The organism is Streptosporangium sp. NPDC048047, from assembly GCF_040653115.1.
Taxonomy (GTDB): domain Bacteria; phylum Actinomycetota; class Actinomycetes; order Streptosporangiales; family Streptosporangiaceae; genus Streptosporangium.
On record NZ_JBEZNH010000042.1, the window covers coordinates 21,049 to 42,509 of the forward strand.

Sequence of the window (21,461 nt, forward strand, 5' to 3'; positions counted from 1 at the left end):
TAGACTGAACCCACCGCTGTGGTTTCTTTGGGGGTCTTGGTGTCTGATTTCGACACGGTCCTGGTCGTCGACTTCGGCGCGCAGTACGCGCAGCTGATCGCGCGACGGGTGCGTGAATGCCACGTCTACTCCGAGATCGTCCCGAGCACGATGCCGGTCGAGGAGATGATGGCCAAGAAGCCGAAGGCCGTCATCCTGTCCGGCGGCCCCTCGTCGGTCTACGCCGAGAACGCCCCCGCCGTCCCCGCCGGCCTGTTCGAGACCGGGGTGCCGACCTTCGGCATCTGCTACGGCTTCCAGGCCATGGCCCAGCAGCTCGGCGGCACGGTGGCCCGCACCGGCCTGGCCGAGTACGGCGGCACCCCGCTGGAGGTGCGGCAGGAGGGCGTGCTGTTCGCCGGGCTGCCGGTCGCGCAGGCCGTGTGGATGTCCCACGGCGACAGCGTCTCCGCCGCCCCCGAGGGGTTCGTCGTCACCGCCGCCACCCCGCAGACGCCGGTCGCCGCCTTCGAGCACCCCGAGCGGGGCCTGTACGGCGTGCAGTTCCACCCCGAGGTGCTCCACTCCGAGCACGGCCAGGCGGTGCTGAAGCACTTCCTCGACGCGGCCGGCTGCCGTCCCTCCTGGACGATGCTCAACATCGTCGAGGACGCCGTCGAGTCGGTCCGCGCCCAGATCGGCCCGGAGGGCCGGGCCATCTGCGCCCTGTCCGGCGGCGTCGACTCCGCGGTGGCCGCCGCCATGGTGCAGCGGGCCATCGGCGACCGCCTGACCTGCGTCTTCGTCGACCACGGCCTGCTGCGCAAGGGCGAGGCCGAGCAGGTCGAGCGCGACTTCGTCGACGCGACCGGCGTCAAGCTGCGGGTGGTCGACGCCCAGGAGCGCTTCCTGAAGGCGCTCGACGGGGTCACCGACCCCGAGGAGAAGCGGAAGATCATCGGCCGGGAGTTCATCCGGGTGTTCGAGGACGAGCAGCGCGCCATCCTCGCCGACGGCCCGGTCGACTTCCTCGTGCAGGGCACCCTCTACCCCGACGTGGTCGAGTCCGGCGGCGGCACCGGCACCGCCAACATCAAGTCCCACCACAACGTCGGCGGCCTCCCCGAGGATCTCCGGTTCACGCTGGTGGAGCCGCTGCGCACCCTGTTCAAGGACGAGGTCCGCCGGGCCGGCGAGGAGCTGGGGCTGCCCCCGGCGATGGTCTGGCGCCAGCCGTTCCCCGGACCGGGGCTCGGCATCCGGATCGTCGGCGCGGTCACCCGCGAGCGTCTGGAGACCCTCCGCGAGGCGGACGCCATCGCCCGCGAGGAGCTCTCCCGCGCCGGGCTCGACCGGGAGATCTGGCAGTGCCCGGTGGTGCTGCTGGCCGACGTCCGCTCGGTGGGAGTCCAGGGCGACGGCCGCACCTACGGTCACCCGATCGTGCTGCGCCCGGTCTCCAGCGAGGACGCCATGACCGCCGACTGGTCCCGCGTCCCCTACGACGCGCTCGCCCGGATCTCCACGCGGATCACCAACGAGGTCCGCGAGGTCAACCGCGTCGTCCTCGACGTGACGAGCAAGCCGCCGGGCACCATCGAGTGGGAGTAGGCGGACGCGGCGCGGCCCCGCGGAGGAGCGTTGCTCCGCGGGGCCGCGCCGTACCCGTCCACGGGGTGCCCGTGGGGTGGGCGGCCGGGTGAGGGGAGCCCGGCCGTCCACTCGGTCGCTCACCGTGCCCTGCGGAGGCCGAGGAACTGCAGGGCGGCGAAGCCGCCGACGACCGCGGCCTGCATCAGGACCCAGAAGGCGCCGAGCGTGGTGACGCCGAGGCCGCCCATGGCCAGTTCCGCGACGCTCACGACGGTCCACACGAGGTTGACGGTGATGACGGCTCCGGCGGCGGTCCGGGAGATCCGGGCGGGGACGGCGGCGAGCCAGACCGCCACACCGTAGACGGCGAGGAAGGCCCCGATGCCGCGCTGCAGGCCGACCGGCAGGCCGAGCAGGTCGTTGATCGGGCCGGCCAGGGCCAGATAGGCCAGGCCGTTGACGCCGGTGACGACGGCGTCCAGGCGCATCGCCAGTCGCAGGAGGCCGGCGGTGTCGGTGGCGGTGGTGGGGGCGCCGATGGTGGTCATGTCGGGTGTGCCTTTCTGCGTGGGAGACGGGAGCGCGGGGGCGTCCGGGAGGTCCGGCGGGGGCGTGAGGGGGTCCGGCGGGGGCGTCCGGGAGGTCCGGCCGGGGCGTGAGGGGGTCCGGCGGGGACGTGCCGGGCCCGTGGGCGGGGTGCCGGCGGGCCATTGGGCGGTGCCCCCGAACCGGTGGATCCGGCGGGCCGGGTCAGACGGCGGGGACCCGGTCGAGGAAGCCGTGGACCTCCCGGATGCGGCCGTCCGCCGTCAGGACCGCGACGTCGAAGCCGACCACGATGGCCTCGCCGCCCTCGGGGCCGAGGTGCCAGGTGAAGCGGGCCACGTCGTGGTGGGCGTCGACGTCGCCGGCGAGGGTGAAGACCAGGCCGGGGAACTGCCCCTGGACGGCGGTGATGACGGCGTCGATCGCATCGCGGCCGGTGACGTCGGCGAGCGGGTCGACGTAGCGGGCCTCCTCGGCCCAGATGGTGTCGATCTCCGCGCGGCGCTCGGCGGCGTCGGTCATGTTCCAGGTGGCCAGGTAGCGCTCGACCAGCTTGGCGATGTCGTTCATCTCGTTCTCCTCCGTGTTTCCTGCGGTTGTCCTTGCAGGTCACAAAGTTACGGAGATCGGCGGATCGCGGAATCCGTCACGCACCGGTACTTGGCGGGCCCGCTATCCGTCTGCCGCCGGTATCCGTCCGTCGGTGTCCGTCCGTCGGTGTCCGTCTGCCTGTCGGGTCCGTCGCCCGGTCGCCCGGTCGCCGGATCACCGGCTCCCGGCAGGTCCGGCCCGGGAACGGCCGCCGGGCATCCCCGGGAACGGCCGCCGGGCGCCCCCGGGAACGGCCACCGCTCCGGGCGGGGAAGAAGTCACTGGGAATTCGTGAACATCGCAGGTCATGCCTGGGAATTGCGGGTTTTATCCTTCTATGCCTGGTGAGCCGGTAAGTTGGGATGGGTGTCTACGAGCGCCGCCCTTCCCCCGCCCCCGCGACCCACCTCGGGCGCCCGGCTCGCATGGCTGGACGCGCTGCGCGGCCTGGCCGCCGTCGCGGTTCTGCTGGAGCACCTGCTGCCGTGGTTCATGCCCGCCCTGCGACCTTACTGGTTCAACCTCGGGATGTACGGCGTCCTGGTCTTCTTCCTGGTCAGCGGCTACATCATCCCGGTGTCGCTGGAGGGCCGGGGTGATGTCCGGGCGTTCTGGATCGGCAGGGGGTTCCGGCTCTACCCGGTCTATCTGCTGGTCACGGCCATCGTCCTGGTCATGGCGGTGTGGCTGCCGGTCCGCGAGGAGGTGCCGCGCGACCTGGCGGGCGTGCTCGGGCACGCCACGATGCTGCTGGACGTGCTCCACATGGGCGGCCTGGCCGACACCATGTGGACGCTCTCCTACGAGATGGTCTTCTACCTCCTGGTCACCGCGCTGTTCACCGGCGGCCTGCACCGCCGGAGCGGGTCCCTGGCCATAGGGTTCGGCGTCGTGGCGGTGGCGGCCGGGCTGGTGCTCACGGGGCCGCTGCTGAAGGGCCCCTGGCCCGCCTACGCGGCCGGAGCGGTGTTCGCCGTGGGGATGTTCTGCCTGATCAGCGGCAGATTCCGGACGATCGCCGCCTGGGTGCTCGGTGTGACTGCCGTACTGCTGACGATCTTCAGCGGCTTCGTGCCATGGCTGGGGGCGGCGATCCTGGCCGTGATGTTCACCGGGACCGCGATCCGCCGCTGGGAGCAGGGCACCGGCCCGCTCTGGCCGGTGGCCGCGGCCACCGTACCGGTGGCGCTGGCCCCGGTGTGGTCGCCGCAGGCGGGCTGGTGGTGGGTCCAGCCCGGCGTGTGGTTCACCACGATCGCGCTCGCGGGGGCGACGTTCGCGGGCGCGATGGCCCTGCGCGAACGCCGCCTCCCCCGCTCGCTGGTCAGGCTGGGCCTGATCAGCTATTCGCTCTATCTGCTGCACCACCCTTTGCTGAAGGCCGTCTCGGCCGTCCTCGGGGACGTCCGGGCCATGCGGCCGCCGGTGCAGGCGGCGGTGTCGGTGGCGACGATCGCCGCGGCGGTGGTGCTGAGCCTGCTCAGCTACCGCTACGTGGAGGTGCCCATGCAGCGGCTGGGCAGGCGGGTGGCCCGGAGGTGGTCTCAGAGGCCGTCGGCGGGCGACTCGGCGTACTCGCCGCTGTCGCCGAGCGGCGCGTCGGACGAGAGGTCGGCGTCCTTCTCGCTGCCGACCGGGTAGATGTCACCGGGCTTCAGGTCCTTCACGCCGCGCATGGAGGAGACCCCCACCATGTGGTAGCCCTGCTTCTTCAGCGCTTCGAGCAGCTTGGGCATCACCGTGACGGTCTGCGGGACCCAGTCGTGCATCAGGATGACGCCGTCACGCTTGGCGTTCTTGAGCACCTCGTCGTAGATGGCCTTCTCGTTCTTGGTGGCCCAGTCGCGGGAGCCGCCGTTCCACAGCACGACCGGGAGCTGCATCTCCTTGGCGATCTCGACCACCCGGTTGTCCAGCTCGCCGTACGGCGGGCGGATCATGGTCGGCGCCTTGCCGGAGGCCTTCTTGACGACCTCGACGGTCTTGTTCAGCTCCTCGCGGATCCGGTCCTCGGACAGCTCGCGCAGGTGCGGGTGGGTGTAGCTGTGGTTGCCGATGTCGTGGCCCTCGGCGACCATCCGCTTGACGAACGCCGGGCGGGACTTCGCGTACTGGCCCTCCAGCATGAAGGTCGCCTTGGAGTCGTACTTCTTGAGGGTGTCGAGCAGCTTGTCGGCGTACTTGCCGGGGCCGTCGTCGAAGGTCAGCGCGATGCACTTGACCTTGGCGCAGTCCACCGGTGCGGGCTTCGGCTTGGCCGTCGACTTCGGCTTCGGCGAGGGCTTCGGCGTGCTCGCCGGGCTCATCGTGATGGTGGAACCGCTCTGTGCCGCGCTCCAGGCGACGGCCGGAACGGAGGTCAGGGCCAGCGCACATGACGTGGCCAGCAACATGCGGGCAGGAGACTTCATGAGGGGAGCTCCGGGTCAAATTGACGTCGGGTGAATGGGAATCTTATCGAGGCTCTCGATGGCTTCTGGGGTCTATGCGTCACGATGTCCTGTGAAAAGCCTTGATTTATGTCATCGAATACGTGCTTTGTGATGGTTCGGTGGACGGATATGCCGGGAGGCGACGGGCGGACGAGCTCCTCCCCGCCGAACGGCAAACTTGACAACTCATGCGGTCACGACCGGGTATAACGGCCCGAACTCGCCCCCGGCGTACCCGATGATGGGCACGGCCCCCCGCCCCGACGCGCTGGGAAGACGATGACGATCACTACGGCGGGGCCGCGTCCGGCCGGGGAGAGCGGGCCGGACGGCCGCGGGGCCGGCGGGGACGGCGCGCCGGCTCGGGACCCGTGGTTCCCGCTCGCCTGCTACGCGACCGGCCAGCTCGTGCTGCTCGGCTGGTGGCTCGCCCTCCATCCCGGGCTGATGAGCCCCGACACCGTCTCCTACGTCCGGCACGTCACCACCGGGCCCTGGACCGCCACCCACTCGGTCGCCTACGACGCCCTGCTCCGCCTGTCCCTGCGGGTCACCGGCGACCTGTCCCCGGTGACCCTCCTGCAGACGACCGCCATGTCCGCCGCGCTGGCCCACCTCGCCGGCGCCCTCCGGCCGTACGGCCCGCGCCGCCGGTGGCTGGTCGCGGCGGTGGGCTGCGCGGCGCTGCTCCCGCCGCTCGGGGCCTTCACCGTGACCATGTGGAAGGACGTGCCGTTCACGATCTGCGTCCTGCTCGCCGCCGGGACCGCCGCCAGGATCGCGGCCCGCCCGCGTGCGGCGTCCCGGAAGGGAGACGGAGCCCCGGACGGCGGCACGGTCCCGGAAAGCGGCATGGCCCCGGACGGCGGCACGGTCCCGGACGGCGGCACGGTCCCCGATGGCGGCACGGCCCCAGACGGCCCGCGCCCGCGCGGCCGGGCCTGGGATCCCCGCCTGGCCGCCCTGGGTGCGGAGCTCCTCGGGGCGGGCCTGTTCCGCAACAACGGCTTCGTCGTGGCGCTGATCGCCGCCGCCCTGCTGGTCCCGCTGCTGCCGGTCGCGCGCCGGTGGACCGCGGCGGTCGCGGCCGTCGCGGTGGCGGTGCCACCGCTGCTGACGGTCACCGGCTACCCGGCCCTCGGCATCGCCCCGCCGCCGCGTGTCTTCGCGTACCAGACGGTCTTCGGCGACCTCGCCGTGGCCTACGCAGAGCGTCCGGGGCTGTTCGACCGCGGGCAGCGGGAACTGCTGACCCGGATCGCCCCGATCGAGACCTGGCTGCGCGGGGCGACCTGCCACACCGTGACACGCGTCTACTTCGACCCGGACTTCGACGGCCAGGAGGCCGAGCGGCACGTCTCGGAGGTCATGGACCTCTGGCGGGACCTGCTGGTCCGCGCGCCGGGCGTCATCCTGGACGCCCGGCTCTGCCGCGCCGCGCTCGCCTGGCAGATCGGCTCGACCGCTGGCGAGCCCGGCGGGGAGCTCTACCGGTTCTCGCTGCGCGACCCGGTGCTCCCGCCCGCGTGGGAGGGCACGCCGGTCGCCGCGGTCATGCGCGCCCGGCCGCTCTCCGAGGGGCTGCGGACCGCCGCGCTGACCGCCCTGGACGCGGCCGGGGCCCACCGGCTCGAATGGCTGCTGTGGCGGGGGGCCCTGTGGTGCCACCTCTGCTACGCGACGGCCGCGCTGGCCCGGCGGCGCACCGGGAACCGGGCGGTGGCCGCCCTGGCGGCGGTGATCTGCGCCCAGCAGCTCTGCGTGCTCCTCACCAACACCGCCCAGGACTTCCGGTTCATGGTGACGCCGATCATCGCCGGGGTGCTGCTGCTCCCCACGCTCCTGCGGGAGGTACGGGCCCTGCTGTCACCCCGGTGATCCCGCGGCGCCGCCGGAGCGGACGGCGTCGCGGTCGTGGGCCGTCGCCCGGTCGGGTGCTCATGCCGGGTAGGCGTGGGTCTCGGTGGCCTTGACCGACGCCCAGACCCGCCGGCCGGGGGTCAGGTCGAGGTCGGCGACGGCGGCGGGGGTGATGTCGGCGAAGGCGGTGACGGGGCCGTCGAGGTGGACGCGGACGTTGTCGCCGTGCCGTTCGATGCCGCCGACCACGGCCTGCCACAGGTTGCGCGGGCTCCCGTCGGGGCGGCTCCGGTACAGGGCGACGGCGGCGGGCGGGAAGGCGACGAACGCCGGCCCGTCCAGCTGTTCCGAGGTGTGCAGCGGCAACTCGCCGACCCTGACCCGGCCCGCTTCGGCCACGCCCCGGTACAGGTTGAGCCCGACCAGGCGGGCGACGTAGTCGGTGCGCGGGCGGCGGGCGACCTCGGCCGGGGCGCCCTGCTGGACGAGCACGCCGTTCTCGATGACGATCAGGCGGTCGGCCAGCACCATCGCGTCGAGGGGGTCGTGGGTGACCAGGACGGTGGCGCCGTCGAAGTCGGCCAGGTGGCGGCGCAGCCGGGAGCGGATCTCCAGCCGCGTGTGGGCGTCGAGGGCGGCCAGCGGCTCGTCCAGCAGCAGCAGGCGCGGCCGTACGGCCAGCGCGCGGGCCAGCGCGACGCGCTGGGCCTGCCCGCCCGACAGCTGCCGGGGCCTGGCGGCGGCGTGATCGGCGAGGCCGACGCGTTCCAGCAGGGCCGCGGCGGCGCGGCGGGCCTCGGCTTTGGGCACGCCCTGGCAGCGGGGCCCGAAGGCGACGTTGTCCAGCGCCGTCAGGTGCGGGAAGAGCAGGTAGTCCTGGAAGACCACGCCCACCGGGCGGCTCTCGGCGGGCAGGGTGTGCAGCGCTCGGCCGTCGAGGACGATCTCGCCCCGCGACAGCCCGGTGAGCCCGGCGAGGGCGCGCAACGCGGTGGTCTTGCCCGCGCCGTTCGGGCCGAGCAGCGCGACCACCTCGCCCGGCGCGACCTCCAGCGTCAGGTCCAGGGTGAAGGCGGGCCGGGTGACGACCAGGCGGGCTCGCAGGCTCATGACGCGCTCACCCACCGGTCGCGCAGACTGGCCAGGATGACGACGGAGACGGCCAGCAGGACCAGGCTGAGCACGATCGCCGCCTCCGGCTCGGTCTCCAGGGCGAGATAGACGGCCAGCGGCATGGTGCGGGTGGTGCCGGGGAAGTTGCCCGCGAACGTGATCGTCGCGCCGAACTCCCCCAGTGCCCGCGCCCAGCACAGCACCGCCCCCGCCACCACGCCCGGCATGACCATCGGCAGCGTCACCCGCCGGAACACGGTCCAGCGTGAGGCCCCCAGCGTCGCGGCGGCCTCCTCGAAGCGCCGGTCGGCGCCGCGCAGCGCGCCCTCGACGCTGATGACCAGGAACGGCATCGCCACGAACGCCTCGGCCACGATCACCCCGGCGGTGGTGAAGGGCAGCGTGATCCCGAAGGCGCTCTCCAGCCACTGCCCGGCCGGTCCACGCCGGCCCAGCACCAGCAGCAGCGCCACGCCGCCCACCACCGGGGGCAGCACCAGCGGCACGGTGACCAGGGCCCGGACCAGACGCCGGCCGGGGAAGTCCACCCGGGCGAGCAACCAGGCCAGCGGCACCCCGAGCAGCAGGCAGAAGGCGGTGGCGACGGTGGCGCACACCAGCGACAACCGCAGCGCCTCCAGCACGTGCGGCTCGGCCAGCCGCCGGCCCAGCGTGGACCACGGGGCGCGGACCAGCAGTCCGGCCAGCGGCAGCACCAGGAACGCCAGCCCGAGCAGCGCGGGCAGGAGGAGCATCCACGGCGGGCGGCCGGAGATCCGGCCGGACGACGTCGCCCGGCGGCCGGTGGAGCCGCGGTGCGGCTCCACCGGACCGAGGTGCTCGGTGGCGGCCATGCGAATCAGGGCGCCTCGAAACCGGCCCTGGTCAGGACGTCTCTGCCCTGCTGCGACAGCACCAGGTCAACGAACTCCTTGGCCGGACCACCGGCCGGCGCCTCGGTGAGCGTCGCGATCGGATAGTCGTTGATCGCCTTGTCCGCCTCCGGGAAGTCGATCCCGGTCACCTCGCCCGCCGAGGCGATCACGTCGGTCCGGTAGACCAGCGCCGCGTCCACCTCACCCAGTCCGACCTTGGTGAGGGTGGCCTTGACGTCCTGTTCCAGGGTGACGGGGGTGACCTTGAGCCCTGCCGCGTCCAGCGCCTTGACCGCCGCGGCGCCGCACGGCACCTGCTCGGCGCAGAGCGCGACCTTCACCTTCGCGTCGGCGAGGTCCGCGAGGTCGTCCACCTCGGCCGGGTTGTCCTTCGGCACGGCGATCTGCAGCCTGTTGCGCACGAACGTGGTCGGCGAGCCGGCCAGCGACGCGTCGGTGACAGTCTTCATCGTGGCCGGGCTCGCCGCGGCGAACACGTCCGCCGGCGCCCCCTGGACGATCTGCTGCGCCAGCGTCGCGCTGGAGCCGAAGTTGAACCTCACCGTCGTACCCGGGTGCGCGGCCTCGAAGGTCCTGCCGAGCTCGGTGAACGTCCCGGTCAGCGAGGCCGCCGCGAACACCGTCACCTCCCCTGCCCCGCCGTCGGCGGCCGGAGCCGGCGAAGCCGGTGCGGTGGACGCGGCCGGCCGGCCGGAGCCGCAACCGGACAGACCCGTCAGCGCGAGTGCGACGGGCAGGGCGATCGCCCATCGGGGAAGACGCCTGAACACCGGCCTGAACACCAAAGGGGGCTCCTCACAGGTGACCGGCCACGCGCTCGTGACCGGGGATCTCCACGACGACGTTGGTGGACTTGATCACGGCGACCGCCACCACCCCCGCCTCCAGGCCCAGGTCGTCCGCGGCCTGGCGGCTCATCAGCGACACCACCCGGAACGGCCCGGCGGCGATCTCCACCTGCGCCATCACCGCGTCGCGGATCACCTCGGTGACGATCCCGCGGAAGCGGTTGCGCGCCGACGAACGGCCGCCCTCGACCGCCTCGACCTGATCGCGGGCGAAGGCGGCCAGATCGGTGCCGTTCACCTGCCGGTGGCCGTGCTCGTCCCGCTCGGCCCGCAGCCGGCCCGCGTCCACCCACCGGCGGACGGTGTCGGAGCTGACCCCGAGCAGCGCCGCGGCCTCGCTGATCCGGAACGTCGTCACAAGCCCTCACCATACCTTCCGCACATGCCAACCTGAATACCCGTCCAGCATCGTAATCGCGGCATGATTCACGGTTCAGACATGGCACTCGCGAAGTCGGGGAGAACACCCGCCACCGGGCCGGGTCGTGTCTTCGGCGCCCGCCCGGTCCGCCTCCTCCGTCAGCGGTCGATCTCGTCGAACAGCGCTTCCCACCGGTCCAGGACGCGCGGCAGGAGATACTCCCGCATCCGCTGCCGGCCCCGGGCGCCCATCTTCCGGCGCAGCTCCCCGTCCGACATCAGGCGTTCCAGCGCGGCGGCGAAGCCCCGCACGTCACCGGGCCCGGTCAGGAGACCGTTGTCCCCGTCGGCCACGAGCGCGCGCACCCCGGCCGAGACGTCGCAGGCCACGGCGGGCAGGCCGCAGGCGGCGCCCTCCGCCAGCACCAGCCCCCAGCTCTCGGCGTCGCTGGTCAGGGTGACGACGGAGGCGCCGAGATACTCGGCCTCGACGTCCGCCACCTGGCCACGGAAGACGATCCGGTCGCCGAGGCCGGTGGCGCGGGCCTGCTCCTCCAGGGCGGCCCGCACCGGCCCGTCGCCGACGATCCGCAGCTCCCACGGCTCGGTGGCGGATGGGGCCGCGGCGGCGAAGGCGTCGATCAGCAGGTCGATCCGCTTCGGCCTGACCAGCCGTCCCGCCGAGACGATCCGTGGGGCGTCCAGCGGAGCCGGCTCGCGGGGGAAGAGGCCGACCGGGTTGGGCATGACCCCGCAGTTGGCGAGCCGGTGGCGGGTGAACGCCGCGGCGTACTCCTCGCACAGGAAGAGGGACTTGTCGTAGTGGGCGTAGTGCTTCCTGATCAGCCGGAGGTGCGGGGTGCCGGCCGCGTCCTCGTAGGTCTGGTGGTACTGGCCGATCATGGCGAGGTGCGGCATGGGCACGTCGGAGATCCAGTGGGCGGCCCACGGCGAGGCGACGACCATGTAGCCGCCGGTGACCTCCTCGGCCAGTCCGGCCAGCTTCGCCTTCGCGGCGGCCACCTCGTCCGGGGAGCGCCGGGGCCTGGCCCCGCCGCGCCGGGGGAACGGCAGCCGGCGGGCGGGCGCCTCCGGGGCGGGCGTGCCGTACAGCGTGACGTGCCGGTAGGCGGGATCGGCGACGTAGGACTGCGGCTGCCGGGAGGGGTTGACGCTGACCAGCGTCACCGCGTGCCCGCGCTCGGCGAGTCCCTGGGCCAGGGTGTGCAGGACCCGCTGGGAGCCGCCCATGGAGTCCCCGTCGGTGCTGACGAAGAAGACGCGGCGCGGTCGTGCGGTGCTCGTCGTGCTCATCGGGCTGCCTCCGGGGAGTGTGCGGTGCTCGTCGGGTGGCCCACGGAAGGCGCGCGGCCTGCGGAGGAGGCGCGGCTCATCGGGCGGCCTCCGGGGATCGGGTGCTCTCGGGGAAGAACGCGTCCACGACCGCGCGGGCGGCCCGCCCGTCGTCCAGGGCGCACCAGCGGGCACGGAAGTCCGCGTAGCGCTCGCCGTACCGCTCGGTGACCGTGTCGAGCCGGTTCAGCGCGGCGACGAGCTCGCCGGGGTTGCGCAGCAGCGGTCCCGGGGCGAGGCGCTCCAGGTCGAAGCAGACGCCCCGACGGTCCGCCGCGTAGTGCTCGTAGTCGTCGGCGTAGTAGAGGATCGGCCGCCCCAGGCAGGCGTAGTCGAACATGATCGAGGAGTAGTCGGTCACCAGGACGTCGGAGGCCAGCATCAGGTCGTTGACCTCGGGATAGGACGAGGCGTCCCGGACGAGGTGCCCGAGCGGGTCCGGCACGGTGAAGCGGTCGAAGGGGTGGGCGCGCACCAGGATCACCCAGTCGCGGCCCAGCTCGGCGGCCAGGACCTGCGGGTCCAGCCGGATCGACTCCCCGCTGAAGCGCCGTTCGTCGCGGTAGGTGGGCGCGTAGAGGATCACCCGCCTGCCCTCGGGGACCTCGAAGAACTCCCGTGTCCGCCGCGCCCGCTCGCGCTGCTCGGGCTCGTCGTGCCGGACGAGCACGTCGGTGCGGGGATACCCGGCGTGCAGCGTCTCGCCGGTGAACCCGCTGGCGTCGCCGAAGTCGCGGCGGAAGTCCGGGCTCGGGGTGAGCAGGACGTCCCAGCGCGCCACCGCCTCGGCGTACCTCCTGGCCATGGCCGGCTGGGCGCGCAGGCGGGGGTCGTCCAGCCCCATCTTCTTGAACACCTGGCCGTGCCAGGTCTGCAGGTACCGGGTGGCCCGCCGCTTGCGGTAGCAGTACGGGAGGTTGTGGCTGTCCACCCAGTAGCGGGCGCGGGCCAGGAGCCACGCGTAGCGGAAGGTGTTGCGCCTGACCAGGACGGCGTCGCGGGGGAAGTCCGCGGTGTCGCCGGTGTGCGACCAGACGACCTTGATCCCGGTGCCGCGCCGCCGCAGCTCCTCGTAGACGTAGCGGGGGTTGCCGGTGTACGCGCCGCCCTCCGCCGACTCGAACACCGCCAGCCGCCGGTCCACCGGCGTCAGCGCGGCGGCGAGCCGGTAGAAGCGGCCCAGGTTGCGTGGGGTGGCCAGCCGCCGCGGGAGGTCCCGCCACAGCTCGGCCGCCCGCGCGAGCCGTCCCCGCCGGGGGACCGGGCCGATCCGGCGCGCGGTCAGGCGGAACGGGACGTCGGCCGACGCCTCCAGCACCAGCCGGCCGGCGGACAGGGCGCCGGTGGAGGTGAACGACAGGTCGGGGAAGGCCAGCACGGGCCGGGAGCAGGACCGCCCGCCCTCGCCGAGCGACAGCTCGACCGACTGGGCCTTGACCGCCTCCTCCGGCCAGTCCAGCGCGGACAGGTCGATCACGACCTCCCACTCCCGCACCCGGCCCGGTACGGGCTCGGTGGACACGACGGACACGGACCCGCCGGGCGGCCCGGCCGGTACGGACTCGGCGGGGAGCGCGGCGATCGTCCGTTTCCGGCCGCCGATCCGCAGCCGGGCGGTCAGCGCGCGGCCGTCGAGCACCCGGCCCGGGTCGTAGGTCCGCAGGCGGAGCCGTACCCGGTCGCCGGACGCCTCCAGGCCGGTGAGCTCGTGCCTGAGCAGCGCGGAGGCCAGCGGCTGCTCACCCAGGTGCGACTCGGTGACGTCCAGCTCCTCGCGGCCCCGCTCGGTCGCGGGGACCGTCTCCCCCCAGAAGACGCGGCCGCCGTGCCCGGTGACGGTCCGGGGCGGGATCTGCCTGCCGCCCAGCTCGACGGCGGCGACGGCGGCCTCCTCGTGGCGGCCCTCGCGCAGCAGCTGCACGCACACCCGCTCGGCCCGGCTCGCCCGCCGTACGGCCGCCGGTTCCAGCGTGTCCACGTACGGGACGACGATCCCGGCGAACGCGGCGATCCACTCCGGGTCGCGCCGGGGCAGGTCGCCCAGGTAGAGGCGCAGGTCGTGGGAGAGGAAGCGGAAGTCCTTGTCCTCCTTCAGGTCGAGGGAGCCGGTGACGGCCAGCACCCGGTCGGTGAGCTCGGCCGCCGTGACCCGCTGCCGCACGTTCTCCAGTTCGTGCCGCCGGGAGGAGATCGACGTCGTCGCGGGGGCGGCGGCGAGCAGCCACCGGTAGACCGGCCAGGGGACGACCACGAACAGCTTGCTGTGGCAGAACAGCTCCGTGGACCAGACGATGTCCTCGTGGTGGATGCCGGTGGGGAAGCGGATGCCGGTCGCCTCCAGGAACGCCCGCCGGTACAGCTTGTTGGTGGCCAGGCAGTTGAACAGCAGCTCCGGCTCGGCGCGGACGCCGTGCACGACCCGGCGCTCGGCGAAGAGCTGGGGGTACCAGAGGGTGGTGGTCCCGGTCGCCTCGTCGACGCGCTCCACGGTGCCCATGACGAAGTCGGCGCCGGTCGCCTCGGCCTCCAGCAGCAGGCTCTTGCAGGCGTGGCGGGGCAGCTCGTCGTCACTGTCGAGGAACATCACGTACGGCGCCGCCGCGGCGTCCGTGCCCGCGTTGCGGGGGGCGCCGCAGCCGCCGCTGTTGACCGGCAGCCGGACATACCGGACCCTCGGGTCCTCCCGGGCGAGCGCCGCGGCCACCGCCGGGGTGTCATCGCCGGAGCAGTCGTCCACGATGATCACTTCGAGGTTCTTGAGGGTCTGGCTGAGGACGGATCGTACGGCTCGCGGCAGCCGGGGCGCGTCGTCGTAGGTGATGACGACCACGCTGACGTCGGGAACCGTGGAACGCTGTGTCATGGATGCGAACTCCGGTCGGATGTAAGGGGGTTTGCAGGGGTCCGGTGGTTCACGGGGCGGGGCGGCTCACGGGCGCGGGGCCGCCGCCTCCACCAGGACGGGGGCGGAACGGCCGGTGCCCGCGGGGCCGCCGCCGCGGGAGGAGCCGGGGCCGGAGCGCTCCTCGTGGTACTCGGCGTCGACGTTGACCTCCCACACGTCGTGCCGGGCGCCGTCGGCGACGTTCTCCACGGCCAGCATCGCGGTGAGCATGGAGTGGTCCTGGTTGTTGTAGCGGTGCATGCCGTTGCGGCCCACCGGGTGGACCTCCGGCCACTCCACGTCGAGATACTTCCTGATCGTCTCGACGTGCTCCGCGTAACCGGCGTCGTAGACCGGGTACGCCTTCGGCATCCGCACCACATAGCCCTCGCGGACCGCGCCGGGCGTGACCAGGCCGAGCCGTTCCAGCTCCCCGGTGCCGAAGGACACGAGGTCGTCGTCGGGGGCGTCCCACAGGTCGTCGCCCTCGTTGACGAAGTACTCCAGGCCCAGGCAGGTCAGGCCCTCCCGCACCAGGTAGGGCGACCAGGAGCCGTAGTTCTGCACGCGGCCCAGCCGTACCTCGGGGGAGTGGATGTAGATCCAGTTGTCCGGGAAGGAGAACCGCTCGGGCACCACCAGCGCCACCGTCAGGAAGTCGCGGTGCCGCAGGCCCGCCGCGGCCTCGGCCACGACGTCCGGCACGTCCGGGCCGAACGCCCGGACGAGGTCGCCGAGCGGCATGGAGGAGATCAGCGCGCCGCAGCGGACCTCACGGCTGACGCCGTCGCCCAGGACGGTGACCACCGGCCCATCGGGGCCGCGGCGCACCCGCCCGACCCGGACGCCCAGGTGGACCGGGCAGCCTCGCTCACGGACCCGCTCGGCGCAGGCCTCCCACATCATGCCCGGCCCCAGCCGGGGGTAGCGGAACTCCTCGATCAGGCTGGTGACGTCGGTGCCGCCCCGGCCCGGCCGCAGCGCGGCGAGCATGGCCCGGCCCAGCGAGAGGTTCCTGATCCGCTGCGCCGCCCAGTCGGCCTGGATGCTGGAGGCGGGCACGCCCCACACCTTCTCGGTGTAGGTGCGGAAGAAGATCTCGTACAGCCGGCGGCCGAACCTGGCCGTGACCCAGCCCTCGAACGTCGACAGGTCGGCGGGCGGGCGCAGCCGGGCACGGGCGTAGGAGGCCACGCAGCGCGCCGACTCCAGCGGGCCGAGGTTGCGCAGCGCGTTGGACGCCCGGAGCGGGTAGTCGAAGAAGCGTCCGCCGTAGTGGATGCGGCTCATCCTCGGCCGCAGCAGGAAGTCCTCCTCACCGAGTATCTCGTTCCAGAACTCCTCCACCCGCGCCACCTTCGTGAAGAAGCGGTGGCCGCCGATGTCGAAGCGCCAGCCGTCGCGCTCCACGGTCCGGCTGATCCCGCCGACCACGTGGTCGGCCTCGAAGACCTCGCACGGCAGGCCCCGCCGGGTCAGCTCGTAGGCGGCGGTGAGCCCGGCGGGCCCCGCCCCCACGACGACTGTCGACTCCATGCGCTTCCCCCCGCGGACGCTTTCCCCGTTCCCGGCTGTTCCCGGCCGGTTCCAGCCGTTTCCGGCGGCCCGGCGAGTCGATCGTGTCGGACCAGGGGGTGATTCCGGAGGGTCATCGCGACTTGCTAGGGAGTGTGCATTCCCAGCCTTGACCTTCCGCCGGGGGGACGATGGATCTCCGTTGAAGAAGACGCACGGTCACGCGCAGGCCCGGTGGCCCCGCCGGATCTCGCGCGGTCACGGAGAACAGGGGAGACGTCCTCACAGCATGAGAACGCTTCGGCACCGCCTCCACCACCGACCCGGGTCAGGGCTGCGACCGTCTCATCGGCCGAGAACGCTTCCACCTTGCTATGGACCGAGACCGATGCGCACGGCACAATAAGCCATCCCCAATAAGCAACCCAGAGAAGGATGTACCGGATTAGGGATAACCAAAAATGCCATGACAGTTCATTCCAACGGGAACGTAAAGGGGCGAGATGATTCGCAAGCGCACTCCGGCCGCCCTGGTGGCCTTCACCCTGGCAGGCTCGGTGGTAGCGCCAGTCCCGTCCGTCTCCGCCGTCACCACCGCAAATAAGAAATCGCACTGCACGCCTGCGCCTCCACCGGCCGATTCCGTCCGTTGGGGCAAGCCTGTGGTCGTGGAGGATTTCAGCGGAAAATCGATCAACGAGAAGCGTTGGTACGTCTACGACTTCAAGAACGAGATTCAGCCTCGCGTGCGAGCCGCCGTCAAGGTCAAAAATGGGGCTTTAGAAATCTCCGGGGGCAAACGGTACGGAAAGGACACCGGCGGCGCCGCTCTTCTGCGTGGCCACCGTATGTACGGGCGCTGGGAGGTGCGGCTGCGAGCGGACAAGGGAGCGGGCTTCACGCCGAGAGCGCTCCTGTGGCCAGGACCGAAGTCCTGGCCGGCGGGTGGCGAGATCGACTTGGCGGAGATCTACAAGGCCGAGCGTCACAGAGCCGTGCACTTCCTGCACAACGGACCCTCCGACAACAAGTGTGACTGGCTGGTGGAAAAGGACTTCACCCGCTGGCACACGGTGGCGGTCGACTGGCTGCCCAAGAGCATCACCTTCTGGGTCGACGGCCGCCGCACCCTCACGGTCACCGACCCGGTCTACGTTCCTTCCACCAAGCCCATGGAGCTCGTCCTCCAGCTCGATCCTGGATGCGACCAGTACATCGCCTGCCGGAACGCATCAACGCCGAAGTGGGTGCGGATGTACGTCGACTGGGTCAAGGTTTACCGCTGGCCCGGGGTGTGATCGAGACGCCGCACGACATGGAGCCTGACCGGCCTGGCGCCGTTCGAAAAGTCACCGGCAACGCACTCGCTGTCACGTTCACGGCGGGCGCGTTCGCCCCGCTCGCCGCCCTGCTCGCAGGCAATCCCGGTTTGGTCCAGGCGGGGCTCACGGTAGTTGCCGCCGTGGGAGGGAACTTTTTGTCCGGTGCACTACAGGACTCGATCAGAGTTCTACGGCACGGGCGTAACGATCAGTCGCCGGTGACCGAGCAAGAGGCGCTCGCGGTACTACGCGAACGGCTCGAGTCGGTGCTGACCGATGATGATCAGTCGACGGAGATGCTCGCTCACGTAGCCGAGGCGGTGCGTGACCTGCCTGCGGTGTTCGCGAAACTCGACGCGGTGCACTCGCAGACCATCCAGACCGACACCGCCCTCCGGCGCGCGGTCCAGGACGTCTTCAGTTCCCTGCCCGGTATGAATGCGTCGTTGGCCGAGTTCAAAGCGCGCCAGCGGCTGCAGGACACCGCGTTGGACGCGCTGGGTAAAGACCTGAGGGAGTTGACCGCGGGCGTTCACGTCCTGGCCGGCCGTGCAGGTCTGCGTACTAGAGACAGCTTCCTGGTGCATTGGTACGACCGTTGCCCTTATGCCGGGCTGGAGCCGTACGACCAAAGCCGCGCGGACGTCTACTTCGGCAGGGAGAGCGAAACTCTGGAGTTGGTCGAAGTCGTCCAGCGCCGCTTGGCCGCGCCCTCTCTGGTCGTGGTGACCGGAGCCTCTGGCGTGGGGAAATCGTCACTCCTGCAAGCAGGTCTGCTGCCCTACCTGGCCAAAGGCCTGCCCGAGCGTCCGGATACGGCTCGGTGGCCGCACGCGGTCTTCGCACCTGGGCGACATCCGCTGACCGAGTTGGCGGCCCGGATCGCGGCCGTGGGCGACATGGACTCCGGCAAGGTCAAGGCCATGCTGCTCACTGCGCCGGAAGACGCATATCAGCATGTTCATGAGGCTCTGGTACGGAACTCGGGCGCCGCACGTCAGGACCCGGGTCGGATGGTAATCATCGTCGACCAATTCGAACAGGTGTTCACCCTCGCCCGTTCGTCTGACCGGCAGGCCGAGCAGGAGGGATCGGCGTTCATCACCGCCCTCCACGCCATGGCCACCCACCCTCTCGAAGGTGAGCCGGCCGCTCTCATCGTCATCGGCATACGTGCCGACTATCACGACCGCTGCCTGAACCACCCGGAACTCAAAGAGGTGCTGCAGAACGGCTGCTGTTGGCTGAGCCCGATGCGGCGGGAAGACTTCCTGGCCGCGGCCGTCATCCCCGCCAAGGTCGCCGGGCTGGAGGTGGAGCCTGCCCTGAGGGAGACGATCGGCGCCGAGGTCCTCGATCACCGGCTGGACAGCGGAACCCTTCCCTTGTTGTCCGAGGCGATGCGGCGCACCTGGGAGAAACGCGACGGCCGACGCCTAACCCGCTTGGGTTACGTGCGAAGCGGCAGGCTGGCCCGGGCCGTCGAGGAGAGTGCCGAAGAAGTGTACGAACGGCTGCCGCCTGCCTTACAACAGCTCACCGAGCAGGTCTTCCGCCGTATGGTCGTGGTCGGCGACGATGGCAAACTGTCGGCCCGGCCCGTGCCCCGCGCCGAGTTCTACCTCGGTAACACCGGCCGGGAGGCCGAGGTCGAACAGGTGCTGGAGGCATTCGCCCGTGCCAGGCTCATCGTGCTGGAGCGTCAGAGCGTGCACGTCTCCCACGAGATCCTCCTGCAGGTGTGGTCGCGTATGACCACATGGTTCGCCGCCGACCGGAGCCAGCACCACCTCTACAGAAATCTGATCACCGATACCACTGACTGGAAGACCAACAACAAAGAAACGTCCTACCTTTACCGTGGAAAGCGGCTGACGGCTGTCGTCCGGTCGGCTGAGCAATGGCGATCAGACCCGCGTTATCCGAAACTCAGCACTGAGGTGAAGGAGTTCATCCACGCAAGTACGCGCCGCCGTACGCACCAGCGCATGCTGTCCGCCGCCGCCGTGACCTTGCTGATGCTGACTGTTACGGTCTTGGGCGTCCGGTGGATTGAGCAGGCACGCCACGACGCCGACGTAGCCCTATCTGATCAGGCGGCGGAGAGAAGCATCACCGTCGGCGACCGCGATCCCCAATTGTCGTCGCTGCTGGCCGCGGGATCCTGGCGCTTGAGGCAGGGGCCGCGACCACGCACGGCGCTGCTGTCGGTGCTGTCACGGGCAGGGCGTGGTGTTCTACGTGGACACACCCACCGGCTAACGTCTGCGGCATTCAGCCCGGACGGCACGCTCCTGGTGACCACCAGCCGGGACTCGACGCTCCGATTCTGGGATGTGGCGCGACGTCAGCCGATTGGTGAGCCGATCTCATCACCGTCGATGCTGGTCTCGGCCAGATTCAGTCCGGATGGAACGATCATGGCCACTGGCAATCAACAAGGGCTCGTTCAGCTGTGGGACCCGGTGACCAGACGGCAGATCGCGACACTGGGCAGGCCCACCGTCCCCGTAACGGCGTTAGATTTCGCCCCTGAAAGCGATCTGCTGGCCGTGGGACATCGCGGGCCTGATATCCGCCTTTGGGCCGTGCGGACGCGTAAACGCATCAACATCACGCTGAGCGGCCACGGGGATGGCGTCACCGCGCTGTGCTTCCAGCCCGGGACCCACATTCTCGCCAGCGGTGACGGCGACGGCATGATCCACCGGTGGGACATCTCCCACGCTCGCCGTCGTCTCCCGCACACCATGATGAAAGGAGGAAACACGCCGGTAACTACGCTGGCGTTCTCTGACGATGGCAGCGTCCTCGCGAGCGCGAACAGCGGGGGCGCCATACGCTTGCACCATCCCGGCACCCTGCGGCCCATGGGAACGCCACTGCCCGCGCATCAAGGTTCGCGCATCGGTGCCATAGCCTTCGCCCCCGTCAACGGGCTGTTCGTCTCCGCCGGCCTCAACGGCACGGTCGAACTATGGAACGCCCATTCCGGCCAGCAGGCCGCGGCCCCGCTCATGGAACACGCCGGTGCCGTGACCACCGTGGCCTTCGGCCCGGCCGGGATTTTCGCCAGCGGCGGGGAAGACGGCACAGTCAGGCTCTGGCAGGTACCTGCGGGCACTGAGGAGGGACGCCCACTGACGCACAACGGCCCGGTGCAGGCCGCGATCTTCAGTCCCGATGGAAAGATCATCGCAACGGGAAGCGCCTCCGGCCACATCCAGTTATGGTCCGCGGACACCTCTCGGCCGCTGGGCCCGCCGCTCCGTGCGGCCCGCGGCGCCGCGATCAACGTCCTCGCCTTCTCCCCGGATGGCCGAATCCTCGCCGGAGGCACCAGCGAGAGCCTCATCCAGCTATGGGCGACGGACACCCATCGGCCGCTGCGCCCGCCGTTGGTGCATGATCCGGCCAAGATGAGAGCCGTCAATGCGCTCGCGTTCAGCTTGGATGGCAGGGTATTGCTGAGCGGCGGTCTTGATGGCGCCGTACGTCTGTGGCGCACGGCCGTATGGGAACCAGATGCCAGGTCCTACACCACCGACCGCGGCGCACTGAGCAGCGCCGCGCTGAATCCGACCGGAACGCTGGCGGCCACTTCGGAAGATCATGGTCCGGTTGTCGTCTGGGACGTCAGCGGAGGCAGGAAGGTCGCGGAGTTGGCAGGAGGCACGGCAGCCACCTCGATCACCTTCGACGTCACAGGCGGCATCCTGGCGGCCGCCTATCCGGACGGGACGATCCGGCTGTGGCGTTCACCTACGTTCGAGCCAATGAACTTCATGATCAAAAACAAGACGGGCAGCGTGGACTCCATCGCCTTCCACCCTCGCGAAGAGATTCTCATCAGCGGGGGCAACGATGGCCAGGTGCGCTTCTGGGACGGGCGCAGCGGTCGGCTGATCAGTTCGTCGGTGCCTGCCCGCGGCAAGGCCATTTCGACGGTGGCCATCGAGACCGATGGCAGGCAGATCGTGACGGCCGGCGTGGATCGGACGGCACGTCGGTGGAGCAGCCTCCCGATCATAAAAGACCTCATCACCACCGTCTGCGCCGAGATCGGGGACGGGGTCATTGACGATGTCCCAGACCTGGATCTTGGCAGGTTGACTTCAAAAGACATTTGTCCACCTTGAGCCCTTTCCGGCCCGGCAGCGCTGGTCAGC

The 21,461-nt window shown here is 71.1% G+C and carries 15 protein-coding genes; 5 read left to right on the forward strand and 10 right to left on the reverse strand.

The window, feature by feature from the left end; all coding sequences use genetic code 11:
* Nucleotides 1-18 precede the first annotated feature (18 nt).
* Nucleotides 19-1,590: a glutamine-hydrolyzing GMP synthase gene (guaA, locus tag AB0D67_RS28485; RefSeq protein ID WP_362942439.1), complete on the forward strand. Its 1,572-nt coding sequence runs from the start codon at nt 19-21 to the stop codon at nt 1,588-1,590.
* 119 nt (nt 1,591-1,709) lie between these two features.
* Here the strand turns inward: guaA and AB0D67_RS28490 are convergent, their stop codons facing one another.
* Together AB0D67_RS28490 and AB0D67_RS28495 are read right to left on the reverse strand one after the other, a co-directional pair.
* A complete protein-coding gene (locus AB0D67_RS28490; RefSeq protein WP_362942442.1) occupies nt 1,710-2,120 on the reverse strand; it encodes a hypothetical protein in 411 nt (136 codons plus the stop codon).
* 202 nt (nt 2,121-2,322) lie between these two features.
* Complete coding sequence (locus tag AB0D67_RS28495) at nt 2,323-2,688, reverse strand: nuclear transport factor 2 family protein (protein ID WP_362942445.1); 366 nt, start codon at nt 2,686-2,688, stop codon at nt 2,323-2,325.
* 387 nt (nt 2,689-3,075) lie between these two features.
* Here AB0D67_RS28495 and AB0D67_RS28500 point away from each other — a divergent pair, with 387 nt between their 5' ends.
* Nucleotides 3,076-4,350, forward strand: coding sequence for an acyltransferase (locus AB0D67_RS28500; RefSeq protein ID WP_362942448.1), 1,275 nt, complete (start codon nt 3,076-3,078; stop codon nt 4,348-4,350).
* Here the strand turns inward: AB0D67_RS28500 and AB0D67_RS28505 are convergent.
* Entirely contained in the window at nt 4,254-5,120 is an 867-nt protein-coding gene (locus tag AB0D67_RS28505; RefSeq protein WP_362942451.1) for a polysaccharide deacetylase family protein, read from the reverse strand. The genes AB0D67_RS28500 and AB0D67_RS28505 overlap by 97 nt on opposite strands.
* Nucleotides 5,121-5,420: 300 nt before the next feature.
* Between AB0D67_RS28505 and AB0D67_RS28510 the strand changes: the two genes are divergently transcribed.
* Nucleotides 5,421-7,019: a hypothetical protein gene (locus AB0D67_RS28510; protein WP_362942454.1), complete on the forward strand. Its 1,599-nt coding sequence runs from the start codon at nt 5,421-5,423 to the stop codon at nt 7,017-7,019.
* Nucleotides 7,020-7,079: 60 nt separating this feature from the next.
* Here the strand turns inward: AB0D67_RS28510 and AB0D67_RS28515 are convergent, their stop codons facing one another.
* From AB0D67_RS28515 to AB0D67_RS28545, 7 genes are all read right to left on the reverse strand, one after another.
* A complete protein-coding gene (locus tag AB0D67_RS28515) occupies nt 7,080-8,111 on the reverse strand; it encodes an ABC transporter ATP-binding protein (RefSeq protein WP_362942457.1) in 1,032 nt (343 codons plus the stop codon).
* Entirely contained in the window at nt 8,108-8,869 is a 762-nt protein-coding gene (locus AB0D67_RS28520) for an ABC transporter permease (protein ID WP_362942547.1), read from the reverse strand. Before AB0D67_RS28520 ends, AB0D67_RS28515 begins: the two co-directional genes overlap by 4 nt.
* Nucleotides 8,870-8,973: 104 nt before the next feature.
* On the reverse strand, nt 8,974-9,795 hold the full coding sequence (modA, locus tag AB0D67_RS28525) for a molybdate ABC transporter substrate-binding protein (protein ID WP_362942460.1): 822 nt from the start codon (nt 9,793-9,795) through the stop codon (nt 8,974-8,976).
* 10 nt (nt 9,796-9,805) lie between these two features.
* A complete protein-coding gene (locus AB0D67_RS28530) occupies nt 9,806-10,216 on the reverse strand; it encodes a helix-turn-helix transcriptional regulator (RefSeq protein ID WP_362942463.1) in 411 nt (136 codons plus the stop codon).
* Between the two features lie 161 nt (nt 10,217-10,377).
* Nucleotides 10,378-11,532 carry a glycosyltransferase gene (locus AB0D67_RS28535; protein ID WP_362942466.1) on the reverse strand — a complete coding sequence of 385 codons (1,155 nt, stop codon included), beginning with the start codon at nt 11,530-11,532 and terminating at the stop codon, nt 10,378-10,380.
* A 76-nt stretch (nt 11,533-11,608) separates the two neighbouring features.
* Nucleotides 11,609-14,434 carry a CDP-glycerol glycerophosphotransferase family protein gene (locus AB0D67_RS28540; protein WP_362942469.1) on the reverse strand — a complete coding sequence of 942 codons (2,826 nt, stop codon included), beginning with the start codon at nt 14,432-14,434 and terminating at the stop codon, nt 11,609-11,611.
* A 66-nt stretch (nt 14,435-14,500) separates the two neighbouring features.
* The gene (locus tag AB0D67_RS28545) at nt 14,501-15,991 is read right to left on the reverse strand and encodes an NAD(P)/FAD-dependent oxidoreductase (RefSeq protein ID WP_362942472.1); all 1,491 of its coding nucleotides are present in this window, start codon (nt 15,989-15,991) and stop codon (nt 14,501-14,503) included.
* 482 nt (nt 15,992-16,473) lie between these two features.
* On the opposite strand from AB0D67_RS28545, the gene AB0D67_RS28550 reads away from it, so the two are divergent.
* Nucleotides 16,474-17,268: a glycoside hydrolase family 16 protein gene (locus tag AB0D67_RS28550; protein ID WP_362942475.1), complete on the forward strand. Its 795-nt coding sequence runs from the start codon at nt 16,474-16,476 to the stop codon at nt 17,266-17,268.
* Nucleotides 17,265-21,431: an AAA family ATPase gene (locus AB0D67_RS28555; RefSeq protein WP_362942478.1), complete on the forward strand. Its 4,167-nt coding sequence runs from the start codon at nt 17,265-17,267 to the stop codon at nt 21,429-21,431. The genes AB0D67_RS28550 and AB0D67_RS28555 overlap by 4 nt, the downstream gene beginning before the upstream one ends.
* The last annotated feature ends 30 nt before the right edge of the window (nt 21,432-21,461 follow it).